Annotated in this window: 24 protein-coding genes and 2 pseudogenes; 9 read left to right on the forward strand and 17 right to left on the reverse strand. The window is 63.5% G+C overall.

Features of this window, described 5'->3' with window-relative positions:
• Nucleotides 1–5: 5 nt before the first annotated feature.
• The 7 genes and pseudogenes from QIY50_20680 to ribBA all read right to left on the reverse strand — a co-directional run bounded on the left by QIY50_20680 (nucleotide 6) and on the right by ribBA (nucleotide 8,298).
• A complete protein-coding gene (locus QIY50_20680; GenBank protein ID WGV19718.1) occupies nucleotides 6–1,070 on the reverse strand; it encodes a TerC family protein in 1,065 nt (354 codons plus the stop codon).
• Between the two features lie 293 nt (nucleotides 1,071–1,363).
• Nucleotides 1,364–2,672, reverse strand: a pseudogene (locus QIY50_20685) (substrate-binding domain-containing protein).
• 237 nt (nucleotides 2,673–2,909) lie between these two features.
• Nucleotides 2,910–4,058 carry an ABC transporter ATP-binding protein gene (locus tag QIY50_20690; GenBank protein WGV19719.1) on the reverse strand — a complete coding sequence of 383 codons (1,149 nt, stop codon included), beginning with the start codon at nucleotides 4,056–4,058 and terminating at the stop codon, nucleotides 2,910–2,912.
• Between the two features lie 17 nt (nucleotides 4,059–4,075).
• Nucleotides 4,076–4,882 (reverse strand): ABC transporter permease, encoded by an 807-nt coding sequence (locus QIY50_20695; protein WGV19720.1) that lies wholly within the window; start codon nucleotides 4,880–4,882, stop codon nucleotides 4,076–4,078.
• Nucleotides 4,883–4,888: 6 nt separating this feature from the next.
• On the reverse strand, nucleotides 4,889–5,806 hold the full coding sequence (locus tag QIY50_20700) for an ABC transporter permease (GenBank protein ID WGV19721.1): 918 nt from the start codon (nucleotides 5,804–5,806) through the stop codon (nucleotides 4,889–4,891).
• Nucleotides 5,803–6,828 (reverse strand): polyamine ABC transporter substrate-binding protein, encoded by a 1,026-nt coding sequence (locus tag QIY50_20705; GenBank protein WGV19722.1) that lies wholly within the window; start codon nucleotides 6,826–6,828, stop codon nucleotides 5,803–5,805. The genes QIY50_20700 and QIY50_20705 overlap by 4 nt, the downstream gene beginning before the upstream one ends.
• 348 nt (nucleotides 6,829–7,176) lie before the next feature.
• Nucleotides 7,177–8,298, reverse strand: a complete 1,122-nt coding sequence (gene ribBA / locus QIY50_20710; GenBank protein ID WGV19723.1) for a bifunctional 3,4-dihydroxy-2-butanone-4-phosphate synthase/GTP cyclohydrolase II — start codon at nucleotides 8,296–8,298, stop codon at nucleotides 7,177–7,179.
• Between the two features lie 78 nt (nucleotides 8,299–8,376).
• Here ribBA and QIY50_20715 point away from each other — a divergent pair, with 78 nt between their 5' ends.
• Entirely contained in the window at nucleotides 8,377–8,670 is a 294-nt protein-coding gene (locus QIY50_20715; protein ID WGV19724.1) for a DUF1330 domain-containing protein, read from the forward strand.
• A gap of 126 nt (nucleotides 8,671–8,796) precedes the next feature.
• On the opposite strand, the gene QIY50_20720 is transcribed toward QIY50_20715, so the two are convergent.
• Nucleotides 8,797–9,519: a pirin family protein gene (locus QIY50_20720; protein ID WGV19725.1), complete on the reverse strand. Its 723-nt coding sequence runs from the start codon at nucleotides 9,517–9,519 to the stop codon at nucleotides 8,797–8,799.
• Nucleotides 9,520–9,743: 224 nt separating this feature from the next.
• Between QIY50_20720 and QIY50_20725 the strand changes: the two genes are divergently transcribed.
• Both QIY50_20725 and QIY50_20730 read left to right on the forward strand, forming a co-directional pair.
• Nucleotides 9,744–10,805, forward strand: coding sequence for a polymorphic toxin type 44 domain-containing protein (locus tag QIY50_20725; GenBank protein ID WGV19726.1), 1,062 nt, complete (start codon nucleotides 9,744–9,746; stop codon nucleotides 10,803–10,805).
• Nucleotides 10,789–11,181, forward strand: a complete 393-nt coding sequence (locus QIY50_20730) for a hypothetical protein (protein WGV19727.1) — start codon at nucleotides 10,789–10,791, stop codon at nucleotides 11,179–11,181. The genes QIY50_20725 and QIY50_20730 overlap by 17 nt, the downstream gene beginning before the upstream one ends.
• Nucleotides 11,182–11,221: 40 nt before the next feature.
• Here QIY50_20730 and QIY50_20735 read toward each other — a convergent pair whose 3' ends face one another.
• Nucleotides 11,222–12,241: an alpha/beta hydrolase gene (locus QIY50_20735; GenBank protein ID WGV19728.1), complete on the reverse strand. Its 1,020-nt coding sequence runs from the start codon at nucleotides 12,239–12,241 to the stop codon at nucleotides 11,222–11,224.
• Between the two features lie 146 nt (nucleotides 12,242–12,387).
• Here QIY50_20735 and QIY50_20740 point away from each other — a divergent pair.
• The 6 genes and pseudogenes from QIY50_20740 (at nucleotide 12,388) to QIY50_20765 (ending at nucleotide 16,427) form a co-directional block, all read left to right on the forward strand.
• Nucleotides 12,388–13,273, forward strand: a pseudogene (locus QIY50_20740) (LysR family transcriptional regulator).
• 26 nt (nucleotides 13,274–13,299) lie between these two features.
• The gene (locus QIY50_20745) at nucleotides 13,300–13,701 is read left to right on the forward strand and encodes a hypothetical protein (GenBank protein ID WGV19729.1); all 402 of its coding nucleotides are present in this window, start codon (nucleotides 13,300–13,302) and stop codon (nucleotides 13,699–13,701) included.
• Nucleotides 13,702–13,801: 100 nt separating this feature from the next.
• Nucleotides 13,802–14,023, forward strand: a complete 222-nt coding sequence (locus tag QIY50_20750) for an MbtH family protein (GenBank protein ID WGV19730.1) — start codon at nucleotides 13,802–13,804, stop codon at nucleotides 14,021–14,023.
• Nucleotides 14,020–14,739, forward strand: a complete 720-nt coding sequence (locus tag QIY50_20755) for an alpha/beta fold hydrolase (GenBank protein WGV19731.1) — start codon at nucleotides 14,020–14,022, stop codon at nucleotides 14,737–14,739. Before QIY50_20750 ends, QIY50_20755 begins: the two co-directional genes overlap by 4 nt.
• A 57-nt stretch (nucleotides 14,740–14,796) precedes the next feature.
• The gene (locus QIY50_20760) at nucleotides 14,797–15,348 is read left to right on the forward strand and encodes a hydrolase (protein ID WGV19732.1); all 552 of its coding nucleotides are present in this window, start codon (nucleotides 14,797–14,799) and stop codon (nucleotides 15,346–15,348) included.
• Nucleotides 15,349–15,374: 26 nt separating this feature from the next.
• Entirely contained in the window at nucleotides 15,375–16,427 is a 1,053-nt protein-coding gene (locus QIY50_20765; protein ID WGV19733.1) for a DUF1615 domain-containing protein, read from the forward strand.
• 167 nt (nucleotides 16,428–16,594) lie between these two features.
• On the opposite strand, the gene QIY50_20770 is transcribed toward QIY50_20765, so the two are convergent.
• Genes QIY50_20770 through QIY50_20805 form a run of 8 tightly spaced genes read right to left on the reverse strand, consistent with a single transcriptional unit; the run spans nucleotide 16,595 to nucleotide 22,628 of the window.
• Entirely contained in the window at nucleotides 16,595–17,458 is an 864-nt protein-coding gene (locus tag QIY50_20770) for a zinc ABC transporter substrate-binding protein (GenBank protein WGV19734.1), read from the reverse strand.
• On the reverse strand, nucleotides 17,455–18,354 hold the full coding sequence (locus QIY50_20775) for a metal ABC transporter permease (protein WGV19735.1): 900 nt from the start codon (nucleotides 18,352–18,354) through the stop codon (nucleotides 17,455–17,457). The genes QIY50_20770 and QIY50_20775 overlap by 4 nt, the downstream gene beginning before the upstream one ends.
• Complete coding sequence (locus tag QIY50_20780) at nucleotides 18,354–19,100, reverse strand: metal ABC transporter ATP-binding protein (GenBank protein ID WGV19736.1); 747 nt, start codon at nucleotides 19,098–19,100, stop codon at nucleotides 18,354–18,356. Before QIY50_20780 ends, QIY50_20775 begins: the two co-directional genes overlap by 1 nt.
• Nucleotides 19,097–19,999: a metal ABC transporter substrate-binding protein gene (locus tag QIY50_20785; protein ID WGV19737.1), complete on the reverse strand. Its 903-nt coding sequence runs from the start codon at nucleotides 19,997–19,999 to the stop codon at nucleotides 19,097–19,099. Before QIY50_20785 ends, QIY50_20780 begins: the two co-directional genes overlap by 4 nt.
• A gap of 16 nt (nucleotides 20,000–20,015) precedes the next feature.
• Nucleotides 20,016–20,585: a DUF6162 family protein gene (locus QIY50_20790; GenBank protein ID WGV19738.1), complete on the reverse strand. Its 570-nt coding sequence runs from the start codon at nucleotides 20,583–20,585 to the stop codon at nucleotides 20,016–20,018.
• The gene (locus QIY50_20795; GenBank protein WGV19739.1) at nucleotides 20,582–20,902 is read right to left on the reverse strand and encodes a hypothetical protein; all 321 of its coding nucleotides are present in this window, start codon (nucleotides 20,900–20,902) and stop codon (nucleotides 20,582–20,584) included. Before QIY50_20795 ends, QIY50_20790 begins: the two co-directional genes overlap by 4 nt.
• Nucleotides 20,899–21,438, reverse strand: coding sequence for a thiamine pyrophosphate-binding protein (locus tag QIY50_20800; GenBank protein ID WGV19740.1), 540 nt, complete (start codon nucleotides 21,436–21,438; stop codon nucleotides 20,899–20,901). The genes QIY50_20795 and QIY50_20800 overlap by 4 nt, the downstream gene beginning before the upstream one ends.
• A complete protein-coding gene (locus tag QIY50_20805; GenBank protein ID WGV19741.1) occupies nucleotides 21,435–22,628 on the reverse strand; it encodes a PepSY domain-containing protein in 1,194 nt (397 codons plus the stop codon). The genes QIY50_20800 and QIY50_20805 overlap by 4 nt, the downstream gene beginning before the upstream one ends.
• Nucleotides 22,629–22,774 lie beyond the last annotated feature (146 nt).

A 22,774-nucleotide genomic window follows, 5' to 3' on the forward strand; every position in this document is an offset into this window, starting at 1 on the left:
AAACCTCAGACCCGCATCTGCGGGTCTTCCTCTGTCTGGTCGATTTTACGATTGGAATTTGCAGGCTGTTCGACCGACTGATCTACGACAGCCACCTTTTCCCCCCGCGTCTTGACCAACGAAACCACCACTCCACCCAACAGCAACCCGAACGTCACCCCCAGCGACAGCAGCGCCGGCACCTTGCCCACCATGCCGTGATAGAAAATCTTGCAGCCAATAAAGATCAACACCAGCGCCAACGCATACTTGAGGTAGACAAACCGGTGCATCAACGCCGCCAGCGCAAAATACAGCGAGCGCAAGCCGAGGATGGCGAAGATGTTCGAGGTATAGACAATGAACGGGTCCTGGGTGATGGCGAAGATTGCCGGCACGCTGTCGACAGCGAACACCAGGTCCGCCAGTTCGATCAGTACCAGTGCCATGAACAGCGGGGTGGCATGGCGCAGTGCCTTGTGCTGCCCGGACGGGGTCTGCTGTACGAAGAAGTGCGAGCCGTGTATCTGGTCGGTGACCCGTATGTGCCGGCGCACGAACTTCAGGACCGGGTTGTTGGCCAGGTCGGGACGGCTGTCCTCCTTCGACAGCGCCATCTTCACCCCGGTAAACAGCAGGAACGCACCGAAGATATACAGCACCCAGGCGAAGTTCTGCACCAGCGCCGCGCCCACGCCGATCATGATCGCCCGCAGGAACACCACCCCAAGGATGCCCCAGAACAGCACGCGGTGCTGGTAGCGGCGGGGGATGGCGAAATAGCTGAAGATCATCGCCATGACGAATACGTTGTCCATCGACAGCGACTGCTCCACCAGGAACCCGGTGTAGAACTCCAGCGCCGACTGCGCGCCAAGCTGGTACCAGACCCCGACGCCGAACAGCACGCCGACGCTGAAGTAGCCCGAATACAGCAGCAGGCTTTCGCGCATTTCGATTTCACGGTCATGGCGGTGCAGCACGCCCAGGTCGAGTACCAGCAAACCGATGACGAGGGCCATGAACACCAGCCACAACCAGGTGCTGGTACCGAGGAACGGGGTGGTGAGGAATGCCTGTAGAGCTGTCATGAGCCCCTCCTTGAATGTCGACGTTGCATGGCAACAGTGATCCGACATGGCGGCCTGGCAGCCGTCAGAGGGGCCCGGTATCACATGGGCTTGAGCCTAGACCCGTTTGCCGATGATGCCGAATGGGGAGCTGTTACATTTCTTTGCCAGGCAAAGCCTGCAGTGTGCGCGCGTACTCTGTAGGAGCAGCCTTGTGCTGCGAAGAGGCACGTATGGCCAATACATTTGTGCAACGTTGACCGGCCTCTTCGCGGCACAAGGCTGCTCCTACAGGGATGTGGGCCGCTTTCGGATCAATGCACCCACACTTCGACCCGCCGGTTCCGCAAACGCCCTTGCTCCAGCTCGTTCCCTGCTACTGGTAGTTCATCCCCCATACCCGTCACTTCAAGCACCTCGACACCATTGCGCGCCAGCTCACGACGCACCGCCTGGGCCCGCAGGCGGGAGAGCAGGGCGGCGCGACCGGGTGTCTCCTTGGGGTCGCCAAAGCCCACCAGCACCGCCTTGCGTTGCAACTTGCCTGTTTGACGCAGGTAGTCTGCAACACGCTGCACATCGCGCAGGGCCTTGTTATCGAGGCTGGCGCTGCCTTCCTGGAAGCGGAAGTTGACGCTCAGCCGCTGCGCCTGCTGGGCCAGCGTACGGTAGCGCGGCGGCATGTCGGCCTGGGGCGCTACGGGTTGGGCCTTGATCTGCTGCGAAACGAAGCCCTGCTGGGCGACGATCGCCTGGCCCGCCGGACTCTGGGTGAAGTCGGCCAAGGCCTTGGCCTGGGGCTTGGGGTTGGCCGGCAGGTAGAAAAACAGGCGCCGCGACAGCGGGTAATCCTCGCTGGCCACCAGTGCACGCTCCGGCAGCATGGCCGGCGCGTCGCCCTCGGCCACCGCCAGTACCTTGGCCCCGTGCAGCACCGCCAGGCTGCTGAAACCGATGGCCTGGCGGTCGGCGCCCACTCGCGCGGCCAACTCGTCGCTGGACTCGAAGCGTTGGGCCTTGGTGCGAAAGCTCGCCGTGCTGGGGTTCCAGCACCAGTGCCTTGAAGGTCTCAAAGGTACCGGAGCGGTCGTCACGGGCGTACAGGTGAATAGCCCCGCCACTGACGCCCAGTTGCTCCCAGTGCTGGATCTGCCCCGAGAAAACCTGCGCCAGTTGCCAGGTAGTGAGCTGCGGCAACGGGTTGTCGGGATGGACGATGACTGCGACGCCATCAAGGCCGATGACTTGTTCGGCGGCAGCAGCGCGCAGGTTGCCCAAAGCCTGCAGTTGGCGTGTTTCGCTGTCGTTGATCGGCCGCGAGGCGGCGGCCAGGTCGGCGTCGCCCTGGCCCAGGGCGACGAAGCCGGTGCTGGAACCGTGGGCGGCGATGTCGATGCGCAAAGGTTGGCCGTGCGCGTCACGTGCGGTGATAACGGTCTCGTTGGCCAACTCGCCCGGGTGTTGTTCGATGGCAGTAGCCTGCTGTGCGCGCAGTTGCCCTTGCACAAGCGCCGGCAACAATGCCGCGCCAATGGTATTGGAGCCTTGCACGCGCAGGCGCGCGGGCTCGGCCAGGGTCGCCAGCGGCAGCAGAGTAAGCAGCAAGACAAGCAGGCGAGGCATGCCGGAAGGCCTATGGCATAGAGTTGCCCGGCAGATTACGACAGTGGCGTGATGATAATGTGACAGTCCATGGGGCAGTGAGCTTTGCCTGATGCCAGTCAGTTGGTGTCACTGGGGCTGCTGGGCAGCCCATCGCCGGCAAGCCAGCTCCCACAGGTTACGTGCCCTCCTGAAGGCTGCACGCTACCTGTGGGAGCTGGCTTGCCGGCGATGGGCCGCAAAGCGGCCCCGGCAATCTCAATGCGCCCCGGCAGACTTGCTCAGGTCACTCTCTGCCCACTCGGTATAGATGCACGCATCCGCCACCGCCCAGCGTACCTTCACGGTATCTCCCGGCTGCATCGGCATGCCCGCCGCCGACAGCGCCTTCACCGTCAGCTCGGTGCCACCCGCGGTGACCACATGGCAGGTCTGGCTCTCACCGAGGAACAGCACCTCGCCAACCTTGGCGCTGACTTCGTTCCAGCCCGCCGGCAGCGGCTCGCGCGTGGCCTGTTCGGTGGTCAGGGCCAGGGCCTTTTCCGGGCGCACCATGATCAGCGCATCCTGCGAGGCGACCAGGCCCGGGGTCAGGCGGATAGCCACCGGCTGGCCCTCGAAGCTGCCCGCGCCATTGCTGCTGGCCTTGATCCGCAGGAAGTTGGAGTTGCCCAGGAACGAGGCGACGAAGGCATTCGGCGGGTTCTGGTACAGGTCGTAACCGGTGCCCAGGCCGACGATCTTGCCGTGGCTGAAGATGGCAATACGCTGGGACAGGCGCATGGCTTCTTCCTGGTCGTGGGTAACGTAGACGATGGTAATGCCCAGGCGCCGGTGCAACTGGCGCAGTTCATCCTGCAGGTCTTCGCGCAGCTTCTTGTCCAGCGCGCCGAGCGGTTCGTCCATCAGCAGGATGCGCGGTTCGTACACCAGCGCCCGGGCTATAGCCACGCGCTGCTGCTGGCCACCGGACATCTGCGACGGCTTGCGGTGGGCGAACTTCTCCAGTTGCACCAGCTTGAGCATGGCGTCGACGCGCTTGCCGGTTTCGCTGGCGCCGAGCTTGCGAATGGCCAGCGGAAAGCCGATGTTGTCACGCACGTTCAGGTGCGGGAACAACGAATAGCGCTGGAACACCATGCCGATGTCACGCTTGTGCGGCGGCACGTTGACCAGGGACTGGCCATCGACCAGGATCTCGCCGCTGCTCGGCGTTTCGAAGCCGGCCAGCATCGACAGGGTGGTGGACTTGCCCGAGCCGCTGGAGCCGAGGAAGGTGAGGAACTCGCCGTCCTGGATTTCCAGGTCGAGGTTGTCCACGGCGGTGAAGTCGCCGTAGTGCTTGTTCAGGCCGCGCAGGCTGACCAGGGTCTTGCCGTGCGCGTTGTCTTTGATCACTGCACTCATTGTTGTTTTCTCCGCGCTCAGGCGTTTTCGGTGCGCCGGCGCAAGGCGGCGGCAATGAACATGACAAGCAGCGACAGGCCGATCAGCAAGGTCGAGGCCACGGCGATGACCGGGCTGAGGTCCTGGCGCAGGGTGGTCCACATCTTCACCGGCAGGGTCTGCAGGTCGGGGCTGGCCATCATCACGCTCAGCACCACTTCATCCCACGACACCAGGAAGGCGAACAGGCCGCCGGCGATCATCCCCGGGCGAATCGCCGGGAAGGTCACCTTGAAGATCGCCTGCAGGCGCGAGGCGCCGCAGATCACCGCGGCATCCTCGATCGACTGGTCGAACAGCTTCAGCGAGTTGATGATCGAGATGATGGTGAAGGGCAGGGCGACGATCACGTGGCTGACCACGAAGGCGAACAGCGTGCCGGTGTAGCCGAGCTTGAGGAACAGTGCGTACACCGCCACGGCGATGATCACCAGCGGCACGATCATCGGCATGGTGAACAGCCCATACAGCAGCTCGCGGCCGGGGAAGCGGCCACGCACCAGGGCGAACGCGGTGGGCAGGCCGAGCAGCACGGCGGCGATGGTGGTCAGCACCGCCACCTTCAGGCTGGCCAGCGCGGCATCCATCCACTCCGGGTTGGAGAAGAACTGGCCGTACCACTTGAAGGTCCAGCCCGGTGGCGGGAACACCAGCCACTGCGACGAGCCGAACGACAGCAACACGATGAACACCACTGGCAGCAGCAGGAAGGCCGCGATGACCCCGGTGGTCAGGTACAAGCCCGTACGCAGCGGGCGACCCATGGCATTGGGAGACAGGAGCATGGCGGTTTACCTCGCGTTGCCGACCGGGGATTCCGGCTGCAGCTTCAGGTACAGGTAGAAGAGTACAAGGGTGATCACCACCAGCAGTGCGGCGGCGGCGCTGGCCAGGCCCCAGTTGAGGAACGACTGCACCTGCTGGATGATGAATTCGGGCAACATCATGTTTTGCGCACCGCCCAGCAGGGCCGGGGTAACGTAGTAACCGAGCGACATCACGAACACCATCAGTGCCCCGGAGAACAGCCCCGAGCGGCACAGCGGCAGGAACACCTTCCAGAAGTTGGTCCAGGGGCTTGCGCCGCAGATCGAGCCGGCCTGCAGCACCATCGGGTCGATGGCGTGCATGGTCGCCTGTAGCGGCAGCACGATGAACGGGATCATGATGTAGCTCATGCCGATCACCACGCCGGTCAGGTTGTGCACCATTTCCAGCGGGGCATCGATGATACCCATGGCCATCAACGCCTTGTTGATCACCCCCGAGCTCTGCAGCAGCACCAGCCACGAGTAGGTGCGCGCCAGCAGGCTGGTCCACATCGACAGCAGCACGATGTTCAGCAGCCAGCGGCCCCAGCCCTTGGGCACCAGGGTTATTGCCCAGGCCAGCGGGAAGCCCAGCAGCACGCTGATCAGGGTGACCACGCCGGCCACCGAGAAGGTGTTGAACAGTACCCGCGCATAAGCCGAGTTGGCGAACAACTGCTCGTAGTTGCCCAGGCCTGGCGTTGGCTCCAGCACCCCGCGCAGCAACAGGCCGGCGAGCGGGGCAAAGAAGAACAGGCCAAGGAACAGCAGAGCAGGCAGCAAATTGCGGCTGCCTTTCCAGCGCTGGCTCAGGCTGATGCGGCGAGGGACCGCTCCAGGGGCGCCGGTGCCCGTGGGGGCACCTTGCGCGTTATGCAGGGCGTTGATGGCGACTTTCATTTGACCAACCACTCATTCCAGCGGGCTGCGATGGCCTGGCCGTTCTTGGCCCAGTAGGCGAAGTCGAGGGTGACCTGGTCCTGGGCGTAGGCGGTCGGCAGGTTCTGCGCGAGGTCTTTGTCCAGCTTGGCCACGCTGTCGACGTTCACCGGGGCGTAGGCGGTCTTGTTGGCGAACTCGGCCTGGCCTTCGGCGCTGCTGGCGTTGGCCAGGAACTTCATGGCTGCGTCCTTGTTCTTCGCACCTTTGGGGATGACCAGGAAGTCGGCCATGACCAGGTTCTGCTTCCAGCTCACGCCCACCGGTGCACCGTCTTGCTGCAAGGCGTAGACGCGGCCGTTCCAGAACTGGCCGAGCGAGGCTTCACCCGAGGCCAGCAGTTGCTGCGACTGGGCCCCGCCGCCCCACCAGACGATGTCCTTCTTGATGGTGTCGAGCTTTTTGAAGGCGCGGTCCAGGTCCAGTGGGTACAGCTTGTCGGGGGCTACGCCGTCAGCCAGCAGGGCCAGTTCCAGTACGCCCGGGCTGGGCCATTTGTACAGGGCACGCTTGCCGGGGTAGGTCTTGGTATCGAACAGTGCGGTCCAGTCCACCGGCTTGTTGGCGCCGAGCTTGCCTTCGTTGTAGCCGAGCACGAAGGAGAAGAAGAACGAGCCGACGCCATGGTCGGAGACGAAGCGCGGGTCGATCTTGTCGCGTTTGATCTGGGTGAAATCGAGGGGTTCGAGCAGCCCTTCGCTGGCGGCACGCAGGGCGAAGTCGGCCTCGACGTCTACCACGTCCCACTGCACGTTGCCGCTCTCGACCATGGCTTTGAGCTTGCCGTAGTCGGTGGGGCCGTCCTGGACGACTTTGATGCTAGTGGCTTTGGTGAAGGGGGCGGCCCACGCTTCTTTCTGGGCGTCCTGGGTGGTACCGCCCCAGCTGACGAAGTTCAGGCTGTCGGCGGCCTGGGTGGCCTGACATGCCAGGGTCAGCAGGCTGGCGGACAGCACTGCGGTTACACGTTTGCTCAACAGCATGGTTACGCCCTCGTTGCTTTTTGTTATTCGAGGCGGGGCTTGTGGTGCGCCCGCCAACAGTGTTCGGGGAGCAGGTAAAACAAAGTGTCTGGTGGCCGTTTGTGGTTGTGGGAAGCGGCCTGCAGATTCAAGGTCTACGGGATATCATATTATGGTATTCCAAACTTTTGGCAAGAGGTATGAGGCTACCGGCCATCACTCCGACCTGAGGGGCAATCGACTTGAACGGGCTCTGAAAGCGTGCGCGGTCTCTGTGGGAGCGGGCGAGCCCGCGAACACGGGCGAAGCCCGTGCCGTGCACCGCGGTGTCTGCTTCGCGGGCTCGCCCGCTCCCACAGGGTCCGTATATCAACCTGCAATTCCGGGCTCGAAGGGGATGCTCTGCACCACCTCCAGTTCATACCCGGCCAGCCCCGCATATTTCAGTGGCGGGCCCAAATGACGCAGTTTTCCCACGCCCAGGTCCTGCAGAATCTGCGCCCCGGTGCCTACCTCGGAGTACACCTTCGACTGCCCGCGCTGGTAAGGCCGCACCGGCTGGGTCAGCTGCGGCACGCGCTCCAGCAGTGCCTGCGAGGATTCATGGTTGGCGAGGATCACCACCACGCCGGCGCCTTCCTCGGCCACCCTCTGCAACGCCGCCCATAGCGTCCAGTTGGCCGGGCCTGCGTATTCGGCGCCGACCAGATCGCGCAGCGGGTCGATCACGTGCACCCGCACCAGGGTAGGCTGCTCGCGGCGGATGTCGCCCATGACCATGGCCATGTGCACACCACCTTCGATGCGGTCTTCGTAGGTGACCAGGCGGAAGGTGCCATGCACGGTCGGCAGTTCGCGTTCGCCGATGCGCTTGATGGTCTGCTCGGTGCTCAGGCGATAGTGGATGAGGTCGGCGATGGTGCCGATCTTGATGCCATGCCGGGTAGCGAACACTTCCAGGTCCGGGCGGCGGGCCATGGTGCCGTCGTCGTTGAGCACTTCGACGATCACCGAGGCCGGGGCAAACCCGGCCAGGCGGGCCAGGTCGCAACCGGCTTCAGTGTGCCCGGCGCGGGTCAGCACGCCGCCTTCGCGGGCGCGCAGGGGGAAAATGTGGCCGGGTTGCACCAGGTCTTCGGGGCGAGCATCGGGGGCCATGGCCGCCGCTACGGTACGCGCCCGGTCGGCAGCGGAAATACCGGTGGTAACGCCCGTGGCCGCCTCGATCGACACGGTGAAGGCGGTACTGAACACGCTGCCGTTGGCCGGTACCATCTGCTCCAGGCCCAGGCGTTGGCAATGTTCGTCGGTCAGGGTCAGGCAGATCAAGCCGCGCGCTTCGCGGGCCATGAAGTTGATGGCCTGGGCGTCGCAACGCTCGGCGGCGATCAGCAGGTCGCCTTCGTTTTCCCGGTCCTCGTCATCCACCAGCAGGACCATCTTGCCTTGCCGGTAGTCCTCGAGAAGTTCTTCGATGGTGTTGAAAGCCATGTTGCACGCTCACTGTGGCGGGGTGATTATTATGGTATACCATCATACACAAATATCGTCGTAACAGGAGAGCAGTGCATGAAGGCTTACTGGATCGCCCACGTAGACGTGACCGACCCCGAGCAGTACCAGCAGTACACCCAGCGCGCCCCGGCTGCCTTCAAGGCCTTTGGCGGCCGTTTCCTGGCCCGTGGCGGGCGTAGCGAGGCGATGGAAGGGCGGCCTACCCCTCAGCGTAGCGTGGTGATCGAGTTCGAATCGTACGAGCAGGCGCTGGCGTGTTACCGGTCTGCGCTGTACCAGGAGGCTTGCAGCCATCGTCAGGGAGTGGCGAAGGCTGAGGTGATCATTGTCGAAGGGTTCGAGCCCTGAATTCGGGCAGATGGCCCTATCGCCGGCAAGCCAGCTCCCACTGGTACTGCACAGCTTCCGAAGTCTGTGCAGTACCAGTGGGAGCTGGCTTGCCGGCGATAGGGCCATGACTGTCAAAGCAGAAACTCAAGGCATACCTGGCAATTCATGCGGTCGCAGGTCAAACACCAGCACCTCGGCCTCCACCCCGTTGCCCAGCTCCAGCAGCTGTTCCTGCCTTACCCGCACCCCATCCCCTTCATTCAGCCGTTGCCCATTGAGCTCGACACTGCCCCGGGCCACATGCACATAGGCATGGCGGTTTTCCGGCAGGGTCAGGCTGGCGCGTTCATCACCGTCGAACAGGCCGGCATATACCCGCGCGTTCTGCCGTACCTGCAATGATCCTTCGGCGCCATCCGGCGAGATGATCAGGCGCAGCTTGCCGCGCTTTTCCTTGGCACCGAAATGCTGTTGCTGGTAACGCGGCGTGGCGCCTTGCACGTCCGGCACGATCCAGATCTGCAGAAAATGCACCGGCTGCACCTGGCTGTGGTTGAACTCACTATGCGCGACGCCATGGCCGGCGCTCATCAGTTGCACGTCGCCGGGGCGGATCACCGAGCCGGTACCTAGCGTGTCCTTGTGCTCCAGCGCACCTTCCAGCACGTAGGAGAAAATCTCCATGTCACGGTGCGGGTGCTGGCCGAAGCCCTTGCCAGGGATGACGCGGTCGTCATTGATCACCAGCAGGTCGGAGAAACCTTGCTCGTCCGGGTTGCGGTAGTGGCCGAAGGAGAAGGTGTGGAAGGATTTCAGCCAGCCATGGAAGGCCAGGCCGCGGTCTTGGGCGTTACGGACGGTGAGCATGGTGAATCTCATTGAATGCCGGGGCCGTTAGGGCTGCCGTGCTGTCTATGGAGATAATTTTACTGTCATCAAAAACTTTAAAAAACAGTGTCTTACTGGAAAGACTGTCTCTAGATAAGTGACAGTAGATCGGGTCTTTGTAGGGCAATTCTGAATTCTCCGCCGCTCGGTCTCTGTCCGTTTTACCGGTGATAGCGTCGGGGTTTTCATACAGGGAGTTGCTCATGACACGTATATCGATAAATGGCAAAGGACAGGCATTCGACGGCGACCTCACCACCACGGGGGCGGTCTGCATAGCCAGCAATACCCACTACCGGGGGAACAACCAGCGTGCACTGCGCCTAGGCGATGCCACGACAGAGTGCCCGGCATGCAAGAAGCCCGGCGTAATTGTTGAAGGACAGCCTTTCTTCAAAATCGAAGGCAAACCAGCCGTGGTAGATGGGGCTATGGTCAAGTGTGACTGTCCAGAGGGCAGTAACCGTGTCGTGGCCATGGGAAGACCTGGCTTAGCGGCAAGCCCCTCGGCGGCACAGCAGGTAAGCCAGGCGGCAACATCAGGTCAAGCCGACTCCACTTCACCCATAAAAGCTTCGCTAGCAGAAAAGAAGCCGCAGCCTGTGATCTGCGAAGATCCCGACATGATGGAGCAAGTGGCCAGATATATCGCCGGAGAAATGAACCGCAACATCACACATCCATCCGTACTGAAAATGAAGAGGCTCACCAGCTTTAACGCGACAGAGGAACATGCAAAATTTAAAAAGCTTCCTTGGTATGCACGTCTTTTACCGCCTGACTTTCAAGCAATGATGGTGGGTAATACTGCTGCTGCGATGGCGCTTTGGGCAGAGCGGGTTGGTCAGAACAGACCATGGGACCATAAGAAGGTCATCAGGCAACAATTCGGTGGGACTTGGCACAAACAAGGTGAAGTTGACTACTACTACGACATATGGTCGAACATCCACTACGGCTACGTAGGGCGGGCTGGTGGTCTGTCTGAAAGCGCTCTTCTGGACGGTGCCGGGCTTGAGCAGATTGCATCAGACACCATTCGGAAGATTGATGATTGGGATGAACAAGATGGGCCTCGTCGCTACGCAGACATCGACGGGATGCGTGCTTGGGATGATATAGGCGATCGTGTCTCAATCAGTATTGGTATCAAATTGCACAAGCAGCAACCAGACGGTGGGATTACGGCAAAGGTGCTTATGGATGAGGTACTAGCAGTGTCATTGTCAAGCTGGGGAGGTAGCGTACGTGACCATCTCTGCTAATAAACCGAAACGGCATTGCTGGCGCTGGGTGGTCGCGATTATGTTCAGCCCAATCGTCTTTTGGTATGTTGCCATACCGCGCGTGAGTTTTCATTTTTCTGACAAGGGGCAGGGGCGTCTTGGCTATATCTTGAATGTTCAAGATAACATTGCAAAAGGCGAGATTTACCCAGGTGAAACCACCGGCGGCGCCGGGCATATCTTCCCGAACGACCAGTTTTTCATGCAGCTTGATTGGAACAACCGTGGAAAGTGGCACTGCATTCGGGTCAAACCCAAGTGGCCGAGGGTCCATATCTACATCGGGGCGGACGGTGCCATCGATAGCCGCACCGATGGCAGATTCATAGAAGCCTGCGGGCCATTTCCGCAATAGCAGCAAAAGACCCGCCTAGGCGGGTCTTCTATTCATTGGCTTACTGGAGATGCACTTTAAGTTCGGTGCCCGCCTGACGCATTGCCGCCTTTACAGCCGGCACCTGGCTCAACGGGTTGAGCAGCCCATAGTCATGAATCATCCCGTTGTACCGCACCGAGGTAACCGTCACGCCAGCAGCATCCAGCTTGCGGGCATACGCTTCACCCTCATCCCGCAGTACATCGAACTCCGCCGTCTGCACCAGCGCCGGCGGCAAGCCTTTTAGCTGTTCAGTGCTGGCGCGCAGCGGCGAGGCGTAGATCTGTGCACGGGCACTGGTATCAGTGGTGTAGTTGTCCCAGAACCACTTCATCATCCCGGTGGTCAGGAAGTGCCCCTCGGCAAACTGTTTGTACGACGCAGTTTCGAAGCTGGCATCGGTCACCGGCCACAGCAGCAACTGGAAGCGCAGGGCCGGGGTGCCGGCCTCTTTGGCTTTCAAGGCCACTACTGCCGCCATGTTGCCGCCGACACTGTTGCCGGCCACGGCCAGGCGCTTGCCGTCCACGCCAATTTCCTTGCCATGTTCGGCCACCCAGCGGGTGGCGGCGTAGGCCTGGTTGATCGCTGTCGGGTAGTGCGCTTCCGGCGACGGGGTGTAGTCGACATAGACGGCCACTGCGCCAGAGCCAACCACCAGGTCGCGGATCAGCCGCTGGTGGGTCGGGAAGTCGCCGAGCACCCAGCCGCCGCCGTGGAAGAACATGAACACCGGCAGGTCACCCTGCGTGTGGGCCGGGCGCACTATTTGCAGTTTGATCGATTCGCCGTTGGCCTGGATGGTGCGTGCCTTTACCTCGATACCGGAGAGGCCGACCTTGACCGAAGCCTGGGCGCCAGTCAGTACTGCGCGGGCATCTTCCGGGCTGAGTTGTTCCAGTGGCTTGCCGCCGCCTTGCTCCAGGGCTTCGAGGAAGGCCTGGGTATGTTGCTCGACACCTGGGCTACCTGCGGCGAAGGCGCTGGAAACAGACAGGGCCAGAAGGGAAGCGGTAAGGGTTTTGTGGACAATGTTCATGAGCGAATCCTTTTCCATGCAAGTGTTGGTAATGGGCGTCTTGCCTGGCCTGCTGGGCCATCGCTGCGACCTGTGCGTAGATTAGGGAGATGCATCGGCGGGAAAAAGCCGCTATAAAGCGTTTGACTGTCACTTTGAGCAAGACAATGAACCCTTACGAAGACATGCGTATCTTTGCCCAGGTGATGGAGGCCGGCAGTTTCACTGCCGCTGCCGACCGCCTGGGCATGTCCAAGCAATCGGTCAGCCGGCGCCTGATGCAGCTCGAGGAGCGCCTGGGTGTGCGCCTGCTCAACCGCTCCACCCGGCGCCTGGACGCCACGCCGCTTGGGCCAGCACTACTACCAGTCGGCGCTGCGCCTGCTCGGCGAAGTGCAGCAGGTGGAGCACGACATCAGCGGCCAGGCTCAGGCCTTGCGCGGCACCTTGCGCCTGAGTGCGCCGCTGTCGTTCGCCATGGCGCACCTGGGCTGCCTGCTGACCGAGTTTCTGCAGTTGCACCCGCAGGTGGATGTGGAAGTGGACTTGAGCGACCGCGCCGTGGACTTGATCGGCGAGGGCTATGACCTGGCGCTAAGGATTGGTGCGCTGGAGGATTCCAGCCTGATTGCGCGGCGCATTGCCAGTGTCGAGCGGGTGTATTGCGCGAGCCCGGTGTATCTGCAAGCGCGGGGCGTGCCGGCCAGGCCGGAGCAGTTGGCCGGGCATGACTGCCTGCCCTATGGGCATTCACGGCAGGTACAGTGGCAGTTCAGTCAGGGCGGCAAGGCCCAGGCGCTCCAGGTGACCGGGCGCATGCGCGCGAACAATGGCGAGCTGCTAAGGGATGCAGCGATTGCCGGGATGGGGGTGACTTATCTGCCAACCTTCATCGTAGGGCAGGCGCTGGCGGATGGGCGGCTGGTGACAGTGCTGGACGAGTGGCGGCCGCCGGCGCTGCAGTTGTCGGCGGTGTACCCGCAGCACCGGCAGGTGGCGCGGCCGGTACAGGGGTTTGTGAACTTCCTGCGCGAGCGGTTGGCGCAGCTCTGAGCTTCGGTACAGGCTATGCTTGCACCATGAGCACACCACTCCCTTTGCGCCAACCTTGCCCTCCTGGCGCCTGCGACTGTGGCCGCGAACACCTGGCCGACCACCCGCAGGCAGCCCGGCGCATCCTCCTGCTGACCCGCCAGGAAGAAAAGCGCCTGCTCGAACGCCTGGAAAACCTCAAGGACCTGGAAGACCTGCAGCGCCTGCAGCAACGGATGTACGAAAACCTGGGTATTCGCGTGCATATCGCCCCTGGCTTCAATGAAGTACGGACCATGCGCGGCATCGTCATCGAACTGGACGACCAGCCCGGGCTGTGTCGCAAGACCCGGCAGTCGATCCCGGCGGCGATCCGTCGCGGGCTGGAGCGCAACCCGCAGGTGGCTTTCCGGTTGCTCGATACCCATGACCTGTTGCGGGATACCTGAATACCTGCCCGGCGCGCTCCTGCACGGGCCGCGTCAGCCCCACTAATTTTTTCGCCGCACGCTACGTCTACCTTGAATCCATCACTCAAGGAGACAGGCAATGACTTCCGTTTTCGACCGCGACGATATCCAGTTCCAGGTAGTGGTCAACCATGAAGAGCAATACTCGATCTGGCCCGATTACAAAGCCATCCCCAACGGCTGGCGTGCCGTAGGCAAGAGCGGCCTGAAGAAGGAATGCCTGGCCTACATCGACGAGGTCTGGACCGACATGCGCCCGCTGAGCCTGCGCCAGAAAATGGCCGAAGCCGCCGCCCAGTGACTGCGTTGAACCTGCTGTGCCTGCCCTATTCCGGGGCTAGTGCCATGGTCTACAGCCGCTGGCGGCGCAAACTGCCAGCGTGGCTTCAGATACGCCCGGTGGAACTGCCCGGGCGTGGCGCGCGCATGGCCGAGCCATTGCACACCGACATGCAGGCCCTGGCCCGGCAACTGGCCACCGAACAGCGCCTGGCGGCCAGCACCCCCTACGCGCTGCTCGGCCATAGCCTGGGCGCGTTGCTGGCCTTCGAGCTGGCCCACGAGCTGCAAGCGCTGGGCTGCCCGCCACCACTGGCCCTGTTCGCCTGCGGCACCGCAGCGCCAACCCGCCGTGAGGACTACGACGGCAAGAACTGGCGCGAGCCCAAGAGCGACGCCGAGTTGATCGGCGAGTTGCGCGAGCTGCAGGGAACCCCCGAGGAAGTGCTGGCCAACGCCGAGCTGATGAGCCTGACCTTGCCTACCCTGCGCGCCGACTTCCTGCTCTGTGGCACCTACGCCTACCGCCAGCGGCCGGCGTTGCAGTGCCCGCTGCACGTGTTGGGCGGCATGCAGGACCGCGCCAGCGACGAGCAACTGCAAGCCTGGCGCAAGGAAACCCACGGGGCGTTCTCGCTGCAGATGTTTCCCGGTGGCCACTTCTTCATCCACGAGCATGAGGACCGGGTGCTCGCTGCGCTGACCGCGTCGCTGCAACCGCTTCGGCTGTCCGCCTGATTGACGTCACCGCTTGCCTGGTGGAGGCTAGGCCTTTTTCCAGGCAAGAGGCAGACAATGCTGATCGATCCCCACAAGGCCACGCTGTTGGTCGTCGACATCCAGGAAAAACTCATCGGCGCCATGAGCGACCCTGAAGGCACCCGTGCGCGGGCCCGCTGGTTGCTGGCGGCGACGAACGAACTGGAACTGCCGACGGTAATTTCCGAGCAGTACCCCAAAGGCCTGGGCCATACCCTGGCCGAGCTGCTGGCCGCAGCGCCGGCCGCCGAGGTGGTGGAGAAAAGCCATTTTTCCTGCGTGGCGGCCGAGTGCCTGCCAGCGCGTTTGATGGCGCGTGAGCAAGTGATTGTCTGTGGCATGGAAACCCATGTCTGTGTGCTGCAGACCGTGCTCGGCCTGCTGGCGCTGGGCAAGCAGGTGTTCGTGGTCGAGGATGCATGCGACAGCCGAACCCCGGCGAGCAAGGCCGCAGGGCTGGCGCGCATGCGGGCCGCGGGGGCGCAGGTGGTGACCCGCGAAATGGTCTTGTTCGAGCTCATGGGCAGTGCCGGCCACCCGCTGTTCCGCCACATCAGCAAGACCTACCTGGTCGGTGAACAGCCCTGAACGGCCGGTTACTGGCTGCCGGGTTGATGGCTCTGGCGCTGCTGCAAGGCTGCGCCGGGCGCCGCGAGGAAGCACCCGAGGCGGACCCGGCCAAGGTCCGCGCCCAACTGCTGCGGCTGTTACCCGCCCAGGCCAAGGACCGCGAGGGCTGGGCCCGGGACATTCAGGTGGCGTTCGAGGCCCAGCGTATTGCCCCCGGCAAGAGCAACCTGTGCGCGGTGCTGGCAGTGACCGAGCAGGAATCGACCTTCAATGCCGACCCGCAGGTGCCTAACCTGGGGCGTATCGCCCGGGAGGAAATCGACCGCCGCGCCGCGCGCCTGCACATCCCCAAGCTGCTGGTTGATGGTGCTCTGAAGACGCCGTCGGGTAATGGCAAGAGCTACCAGCAGCGCTTGCAGGCGGTGCGCAGCGAGAAGCAGTTGAGCGAACTGTATGACGAAGTCATCGCTCGCGTGCCGCTGGGCAAGACCTTGCTGGGCGGGCTGAACCCGGTGCATACCGGCGGGCCGATGCAGGTCAGCATCGACTTTGCCGAAAAGCATGCGCGGGATTATCCCTACAGCCACGATGGCAGTATTCGCCAGGAAGTGTTCACCCGGCGCGGCGGCATGTATTTCGGTATCGCCCACTTGTTAGGCTATTCGACCAACTACGATCGCCAGCTGTACCGCTTTGCCGATTTCAACGCGGGCTGGTACGCCAGCCGCAATGCGGCATTCCAGGCGGCGCTGAGCAAGGTCACGGGGGTGACACTTGCGCTGGATGGCGACCTGGTGGCGCCGGGGTCGATCATGCCCGGGGCAACTGAAAAGGCGGCACGCAAACTGGGAACGAAGCTGGGCCTGCGCAACCCGCAGATCCGCAGCCAGCTGGAGGAGGGTGACAGCTTGGCCTTCGAGGACAGCAAGCTGTACAGCGGGGTGTTCGCCCTGGCCGATGCCGCGGCCGGCAAGCCGGTGCCACGGGCGGTGCTGCCGGGAATCCAGCTGAAAAGCCCAAAGATCACCCGCAAGCTGACCACGGCGTGGTTTGCCGGGCGGGTGGATGAGCGTTATCAGCGGTGCATGAAGCGTTAACGGTGGCCTGGCTGGCGAGCGCGATCCCTGTGTAGGAGCGGCCTTGTGTCGCGATGGGCTGCGCAGCAGCCCCAGGATCATGCTTCACCGCTGAACCCCTGGGGCTGCTGCGCAGCCCATCGCGACACAAGGCCGCTCCTACAGAGATGGCGCCGGCCCGTGGGGCATCAGCTTTCGCCCAATGCCCCAACCACCTGATCCACACTGGCCTTCAACCCGGCAAACGCATCCTCAGGGTCACTTTCCAGCACCACCAGCTTCGCCCCTGCTGCCTTTATCACCTCAACAACTGCCGCCTCTGGCTGACGATGGTGCAGCACCAGCGCCACATCCTGCGCTTGCAGGTTGTCCCCCAGCGCCTTCAGCGCAGCCGCATCCCACTCGGCCGGCAACGGTTGCTCGACCACGTCCAGGTTCAACCCACTGGCCAGATAACCCAGCCGCTCCGACAGGCTCACCACGGTCAGGTTGTCGACCTTTGCCAATCGTGTCTGGCTGCTGGCCGAAAGCTCCAGCAACTGGCGCTTTAGCCCCGCCAGGTTGCCCTGGATCTTCGCCTTGTCGTCCGGCGCCAGGCGCTCCAGGTCATTGGCTACCACGTCGGCCATGCGCCCGAAGTTGGTCGGGTTGAGCCAGGGGTAGGCGTCGTAGGCCTCGTCGCCGTTCAGCGCAATACCCGGCAGTGCGCCATCCACCGGCCGTGCGGCGTCGATCTCGACGATCCGGATATTGCTGCGCCGGGCCATCGGGTACAGCGGGTCGTCACGCCAGATCGAGCGCACGCCGATCACCGCATCGGCCTGCAGCGCGGCCTTGCTCAGGCTGGCGCCACCGCGCCCACTGAAATAGGACGGCTGGCGGCTGGCCGGCAGGTTGGCGGGCACTGCACGGGTGAGCTGTACCGCGGTGCCCTCGAGCAGCGCACTGGCCAGGCTGTGAGTGACTGGCAGGGTGGTCAGCACTTGTGTGGCGAAAGACAGCGACGGCAGGCCGGCCAGGGCCAGCACCAGGGTAAGGCGTTTCAGGTTCATGCCGGGTTTCCTTGCAGGCGGGGAACGAGGGCACGGGCTAGTGCCGCCAGGGCGAAGCAGATGCCGGCCACCAGAATGATCGCGGCGCCGGATGGCACCGGCAGGTCGAAAACGATCGGCAGCAGGATACCGAGCAGCGTGCTCAGCGTGGCGATCAGCACCGACAGAAAGAAAAACCCCCTTAGCGACTGGCTGACCAGGCGTGCGGCGGCAGCGGGAATCACCAGTAGCGCCCCGACCAGGATTGCCCCTATCACCTTCACCGAGGCCACGGTCACCAGGGTCACCAGCACCACGAACAGGTAGTCCAGGGTTTTAACGGCCACCCCGCGCACGGCCGCCAGTTGCGGGTTGAAGCTGGCCAGCATGATGCGGTTGTACAGCGGCACGGCCAGCGCCAGCACCAGCACCGCGACGATGCCCAGTACCATCAGGTCCTGGCCGCTCACGGTCAGCACCGAGCCGAACAGCACGTTCTCGAGGATGTGCACGTTGATCTTGCCGGCCAGCATTAGCAGCAGGCTGGCGCCCAGCGCCAGCGACACCGACAGGAACACACCAATCAGCGTGTCCGGCGACAGCCCGGTGCGGTTGCGCAGGAAGTTGAGCAAGATGCCGAACAGCAGGCAGTAGCCGAACAGGCTGCCGTAGGGGCCGGTGTAGGGCTCGCCCAGCAGGATACCGATGGCCACGCCGGTCAGCGCGGCATGCCCGACCGCCTCCGAAAAGAAGGCGAAGCGCTTGACCACCACGAGGGTACCCAGGCCGCCGAGTACCGGGCCGATCATCAAACCGGCCAGCAAAGCGTTGACCACGAAGCCGTAACCCAGGGCCTCGGGCAGGTAGCCGGCAGAGGCCCAGTCCTGGACCGTTTGCCGAAAGATTTCAAAACTCATCAGGCAAGGCTCTCGTTACGCGGGTGAACGGAAAACAGGCCGAGCAGGCGCTGCGGGGTAAGGGCCTGGGCGGGCGGGGCGTCGAACAGCACCTGGCGGCTCAGGCCGGTAACCCTGTCGGCCAGGCGCATCACGGCCGCCAGGTCGTGTTCGATCCACAGCACGGTGGTGCCGGCCTGGCGCCAGCCCTGCAGCAGTTGTTCGAACACCTGGATGCCGGCTTCGTCCAGGGCCGACATCGGTTCGTCCAGCACCAGCAGTTGCGGCTCGGGGATCAGGCCCTGGGCCAGCAGCACCCGTTGGCGTTCGCCACCGGACAGCGCGCCCATGCGCCGTTTGCGCTTGTCGAGCATGCCGACCCGCGCCAGGGCCGCGTCGATGGCAGGCTGCACGCGGCGCGACAGGCCAAGAAAGGCGGGGCGGCGCTGGCACATGGCAGCCATGAAGTCGTCCACGGTCATCGGCAGGCCACGGTCGAACTCCAGCGCCTGCGGCACATAGCCTATCACTTCGCGTTCGCCGGGCCAGTGCAGGGCCAGCTGGCCCTGGTGCGGCATCTGCCCGAGCAGGGTCTTGATCAGCGAACTCTTGCCGCCGCCGTTGGGGCCGACGATGGCATGCACGCTGCCGGCGGCGACGTTGAAGCTGACCTGTTCGAGGATGCGGGTGCGGCCCAGGGTCAGGTCGATGTCGGCGAACTCGATGCGCGGCCCGCAGGCTGTCACCAGGTTGGCGGCGGCGGTCATGCGCGGTTCTCCTGGATGGCGCGGACCACGGTGTCAAGGTTGCGCTTCATCTCAACTTCGTACTTGTCCTTGGTGTATTCGCCGTAGGAAATGTGCGTAAGCGGGTACAGGCGCACGCCGGATTCACGCTGGATGGTTTCGACATAGGCCGACGGGAAGTCCATTTCCGAGAAGATCACCCGCACGTCCAGCGCCTTGAGCTGGTCGATGGTCTTCTTCAGCTGGGCCGGGCTGGGTTCGATACCATGGGCTGGCTCGACCACCGCGGTCACCTCCAGGCCGAAGTCGCGCACCAGATAGTCGTAGGCGGCATGGATGGTGGCGACCCGGAAGGTGGCGCTGGGCGCTTCGGTGACCTTGGCCAGTGCGTCGGCACGCAGGGTGCGCAGGCGCTTGGCATAGGCGCGGGCGTTTTGCGTGTACAGCCTGGCGTTGTCCGGGTCGAGCTTGCCCAGCTCGCGGGCGATATTGTTGACCTGGGCAATGGTGGTGCTGATCGACAGGAAGGTGTGCGGGTTGACCACCTTGCCGGCGCCACGGGCGGCAATGCCGGTGGCCGCCAGCAACGGTACGTTCTGGTTGGCCTCAATGGTGTTGATGCCGGGCTTTTCACTGGCGGCGATCATGCGGTCGGCGAAATCGTCATGGCCGACGCCGTTGAGTACCACCACGTCCAAGGTGCCGATGCGCTTGATGTCCTCGGCCCGTGGCTCGTAGGCGTGGGGGTTGAACCCTGCCGGAATCAGCGGCACCACTTCGGCCTTGTCGCCGACGATGTTGCTCACGTAGCTGTAGTACGGGTGCAAGGTAATGCCGATACGCAGGGGCTTGCCGTTATCGGCCAGGGCCAGTGCCGGCAGGGCAAGGGCCAGGAGCAGGGTGAGGGCGGAGCGGAGCATGGGGGATTCCTTGGCTTCAGTGACGGTGTTCGCGGGTGACCCCAGCGTCGTAATGGCTGACCACCTGCTGCCAGCCGGCGGCGATCAGGGCGGCCTGGCCAAGGTCGTCCGGGGGCACGGCGGCGCTGTCGCGGCGCAGCCAGACATCGGCCTGGCCGGTGCTGTCGGCCGGCAGGATCAGCAGCAGGCTGCCGGCCACTGCCGGGGCCTGGCTGCGGCCGAGGTAGGCTCCGGGTTCCAGCCATGACCATTGGTGGCTGCCGCGGCTCTGGCTGCCGACATCGTCCACAAACGGCGGCAGGCCTTCCTCGGCCAGTGCCTGCACGCTTGGCACGGCGGCGTTTTCCTCACGCAGCAACTGGATTTCGTCGAAGGCCACCCGCAGGTCGGTGTACAGGCCTTGCTCGGCGGCGGTGAGGTCGCGACGGGCATCGATCTGGTGGCTGGCGATGGTCTGTTCATCCTTGCGTTCGCCGCGCAGCAGCACCACGCTGCTGGCGAGCACCACGATCAGCAGGCTGACCAGCAGCACGTAGAGGGTTTCGTGCCCAGCACCGGCCGGGCGAATCACTTGGGCGCGGCTCATGGCTGGGCGATATCGGCGTAGTCGACTTCCACCACGTGCCCGGGGCCGGCATCGAACAGCACATAGAATTCGCCGTCCGGTCGCTTGAAGGTCAGGGTCGAGTCATCTCCGAGCTTGCCGCCGACCAGCACCTGTTCGTCGTAGCCGATCACATCGAGGGTTACCCCGGGGGCACCGCTGCCGTCCGAGAAGCCACCGGTGCACTTGACCTGGCCACCAGGCAATTCTTCGCATTCGCACATCGGGTTGTGCGCCAGGGCCGGGCCGGCGACCAGCACCAGCAAGGGCAGGGCGAAGGTGCGCATCAGGTGTTTCATTTCTTGCCTCCTTGTTTTTCGAGCCAGGCCACGGTGGCTGGCGATGCCTTGGCCAGGGGGACCGACGCCTGGTGCATGCTGCCGTCCCAGCCTTCCAGGGTGATCCAGACCTGCGCGTCTGGCCTGGTGCGTGGCGGGATCGGCAACGAAGTGCCCATGTTGTACGGCGCACCGAAGAAAATCGTGCCGGCGGCGCGCAGGCTGCGCGGTTTGCCGATGCGCAGGTAGGCCGCCTTGACGCCGTTGACGCAGGCCTTGCACAGCGATGCATTGAAAATCTTGAAATGGCCGGCCGGGCCGTCGGCGCGGGGGGGCTCGTCACGCATTTCGGCCAGGTCCAGGGTGTAGGGGCCGACCTGGATGTCGTTGATCACGTTGGCGCCAAGCCCCGCTTCGCCGCGAAACAGCCTGGCGTCGGCGAAGTACTTGGGCATGAAGCCCAGCGGGATTAGGATCAGCAGGATGTTCAGGTGAAAACGCCACTTCAGCCATCGTTGCTTGAGCGGGCTGGCGGGCACGGCTTGGACCTGGCTCATGGGCGGATCTCCACGGGGGTTTCATTGCGCGTCCTGCGCGGCGCACGCTCACTGCGCTTGAGGGCGGCGGCGGTGGCCTGGGCGGTGCGTTTGGTCCAGATCAGCAAGCCGCTGAACACCATCAGGGTGAGGACCAGGCCGAAGAAGAACCACACCAGCTTGATCGGCAGGCCGCCGAAATCGCCGGTGTGCAGCGGGCGCATGGACTCGGTGACGAACTCCAGGGCGGAGCGGTCGCTGATCAGGAACTGGCTGTCGACGTTACGCGTGTACGGGTTCACCGAGGCGCTCTGGAACATCAGCGGATACCAGCCTGGCCCCGCCAGGGTGATATGGCTGTAGGCGGTGGCTGGCAGCGAGATGAAGTTGATCTCCAGCCCCGGGACCGCCAGGCCGGCGATGCGGGCTGCTTCATCCAGGTCGATGCGCGCTGCCGGGCTGCCATTCGGGGTTTGCGGTACATCCTCACGGGCGATCACAGGCACGATGGGCCGGCTGGAAATGGTGATGTGGTTGTCCGCGAGGATCGCCTGGATCAGGAACCAGGTGCCGGTGATGGAAATGACTGCAATGAACCAGATCGACCAGACCCCGGCCAGGCGGTGCAGGTCGCCCCAGAAAATCCGCGAACCGTGGCCGGTGCGCACCGGCTTGAAAAAGCCCTTCCAGAACTTCTTGTACACCACCAGGCCGGTGACCAGCGAAGCCAGCATGGGCAGGCCGAGCAGCGAGACCAGGTACCAGCCCCAGCTGAAACCATTTGTGAACGGCACCAGCCACCAGCCATGCAGGGCGCGGGTGAAGGCTTCGAAGTTGAAGTCCGGGGTCTTGCCCTGGATGGCCCCGGTATAGGGGTTTACATACAGCGTCGGGCTGGTGCCGTCAGGCAGGGTGACATTGGCTTTGACTGCGAAGTGCGAACCGTCGGGCTGGTTGAGCCGCTCCACCACCATGTCCGGCTCGGCTTTGTGCAGGGCCTCCAGTACCTGCTGGAAGCTCAGGCGTTCGGCGTCGGCGTCGGGCTTGTTGGCGCGCACGGCCGGGTCGGCCAGCCAGACGATTTCCTGGCTGACCACGGCGAGCATGCCGGTGAAGCAGACGATCAGGACAAAGAACCAGATCGGCAAGGCGAGCCAGCTGTGAACCAGGAACCACAGCCTGGATTTGGATTTTTTCGGTGATTTGGCCATCTGACGGTCTTCTGCATTGGGGTGTCGAGCGTGTGCCCAGCCAAAGAGGGGCTGTATTGATAAGGACGAATGAGAATCAAAAACCTGCCGTTTTAAGTGCAAGCAAATGTTTCAAGGGCTTGGGCAAGGGCCAACCTGTGCGTCAG

The sequence above is a fragment of the Pseudomonas putida genome, assembly GCA_029953615.1.
In the GTDB taxonomy this organism is placed as follows: domain Bacteria; phylum Pseudomonadota; class Gammaproteobacteria; order Pseudomonadales; family Pseudomonadaceae; genus Aquipseudomonas.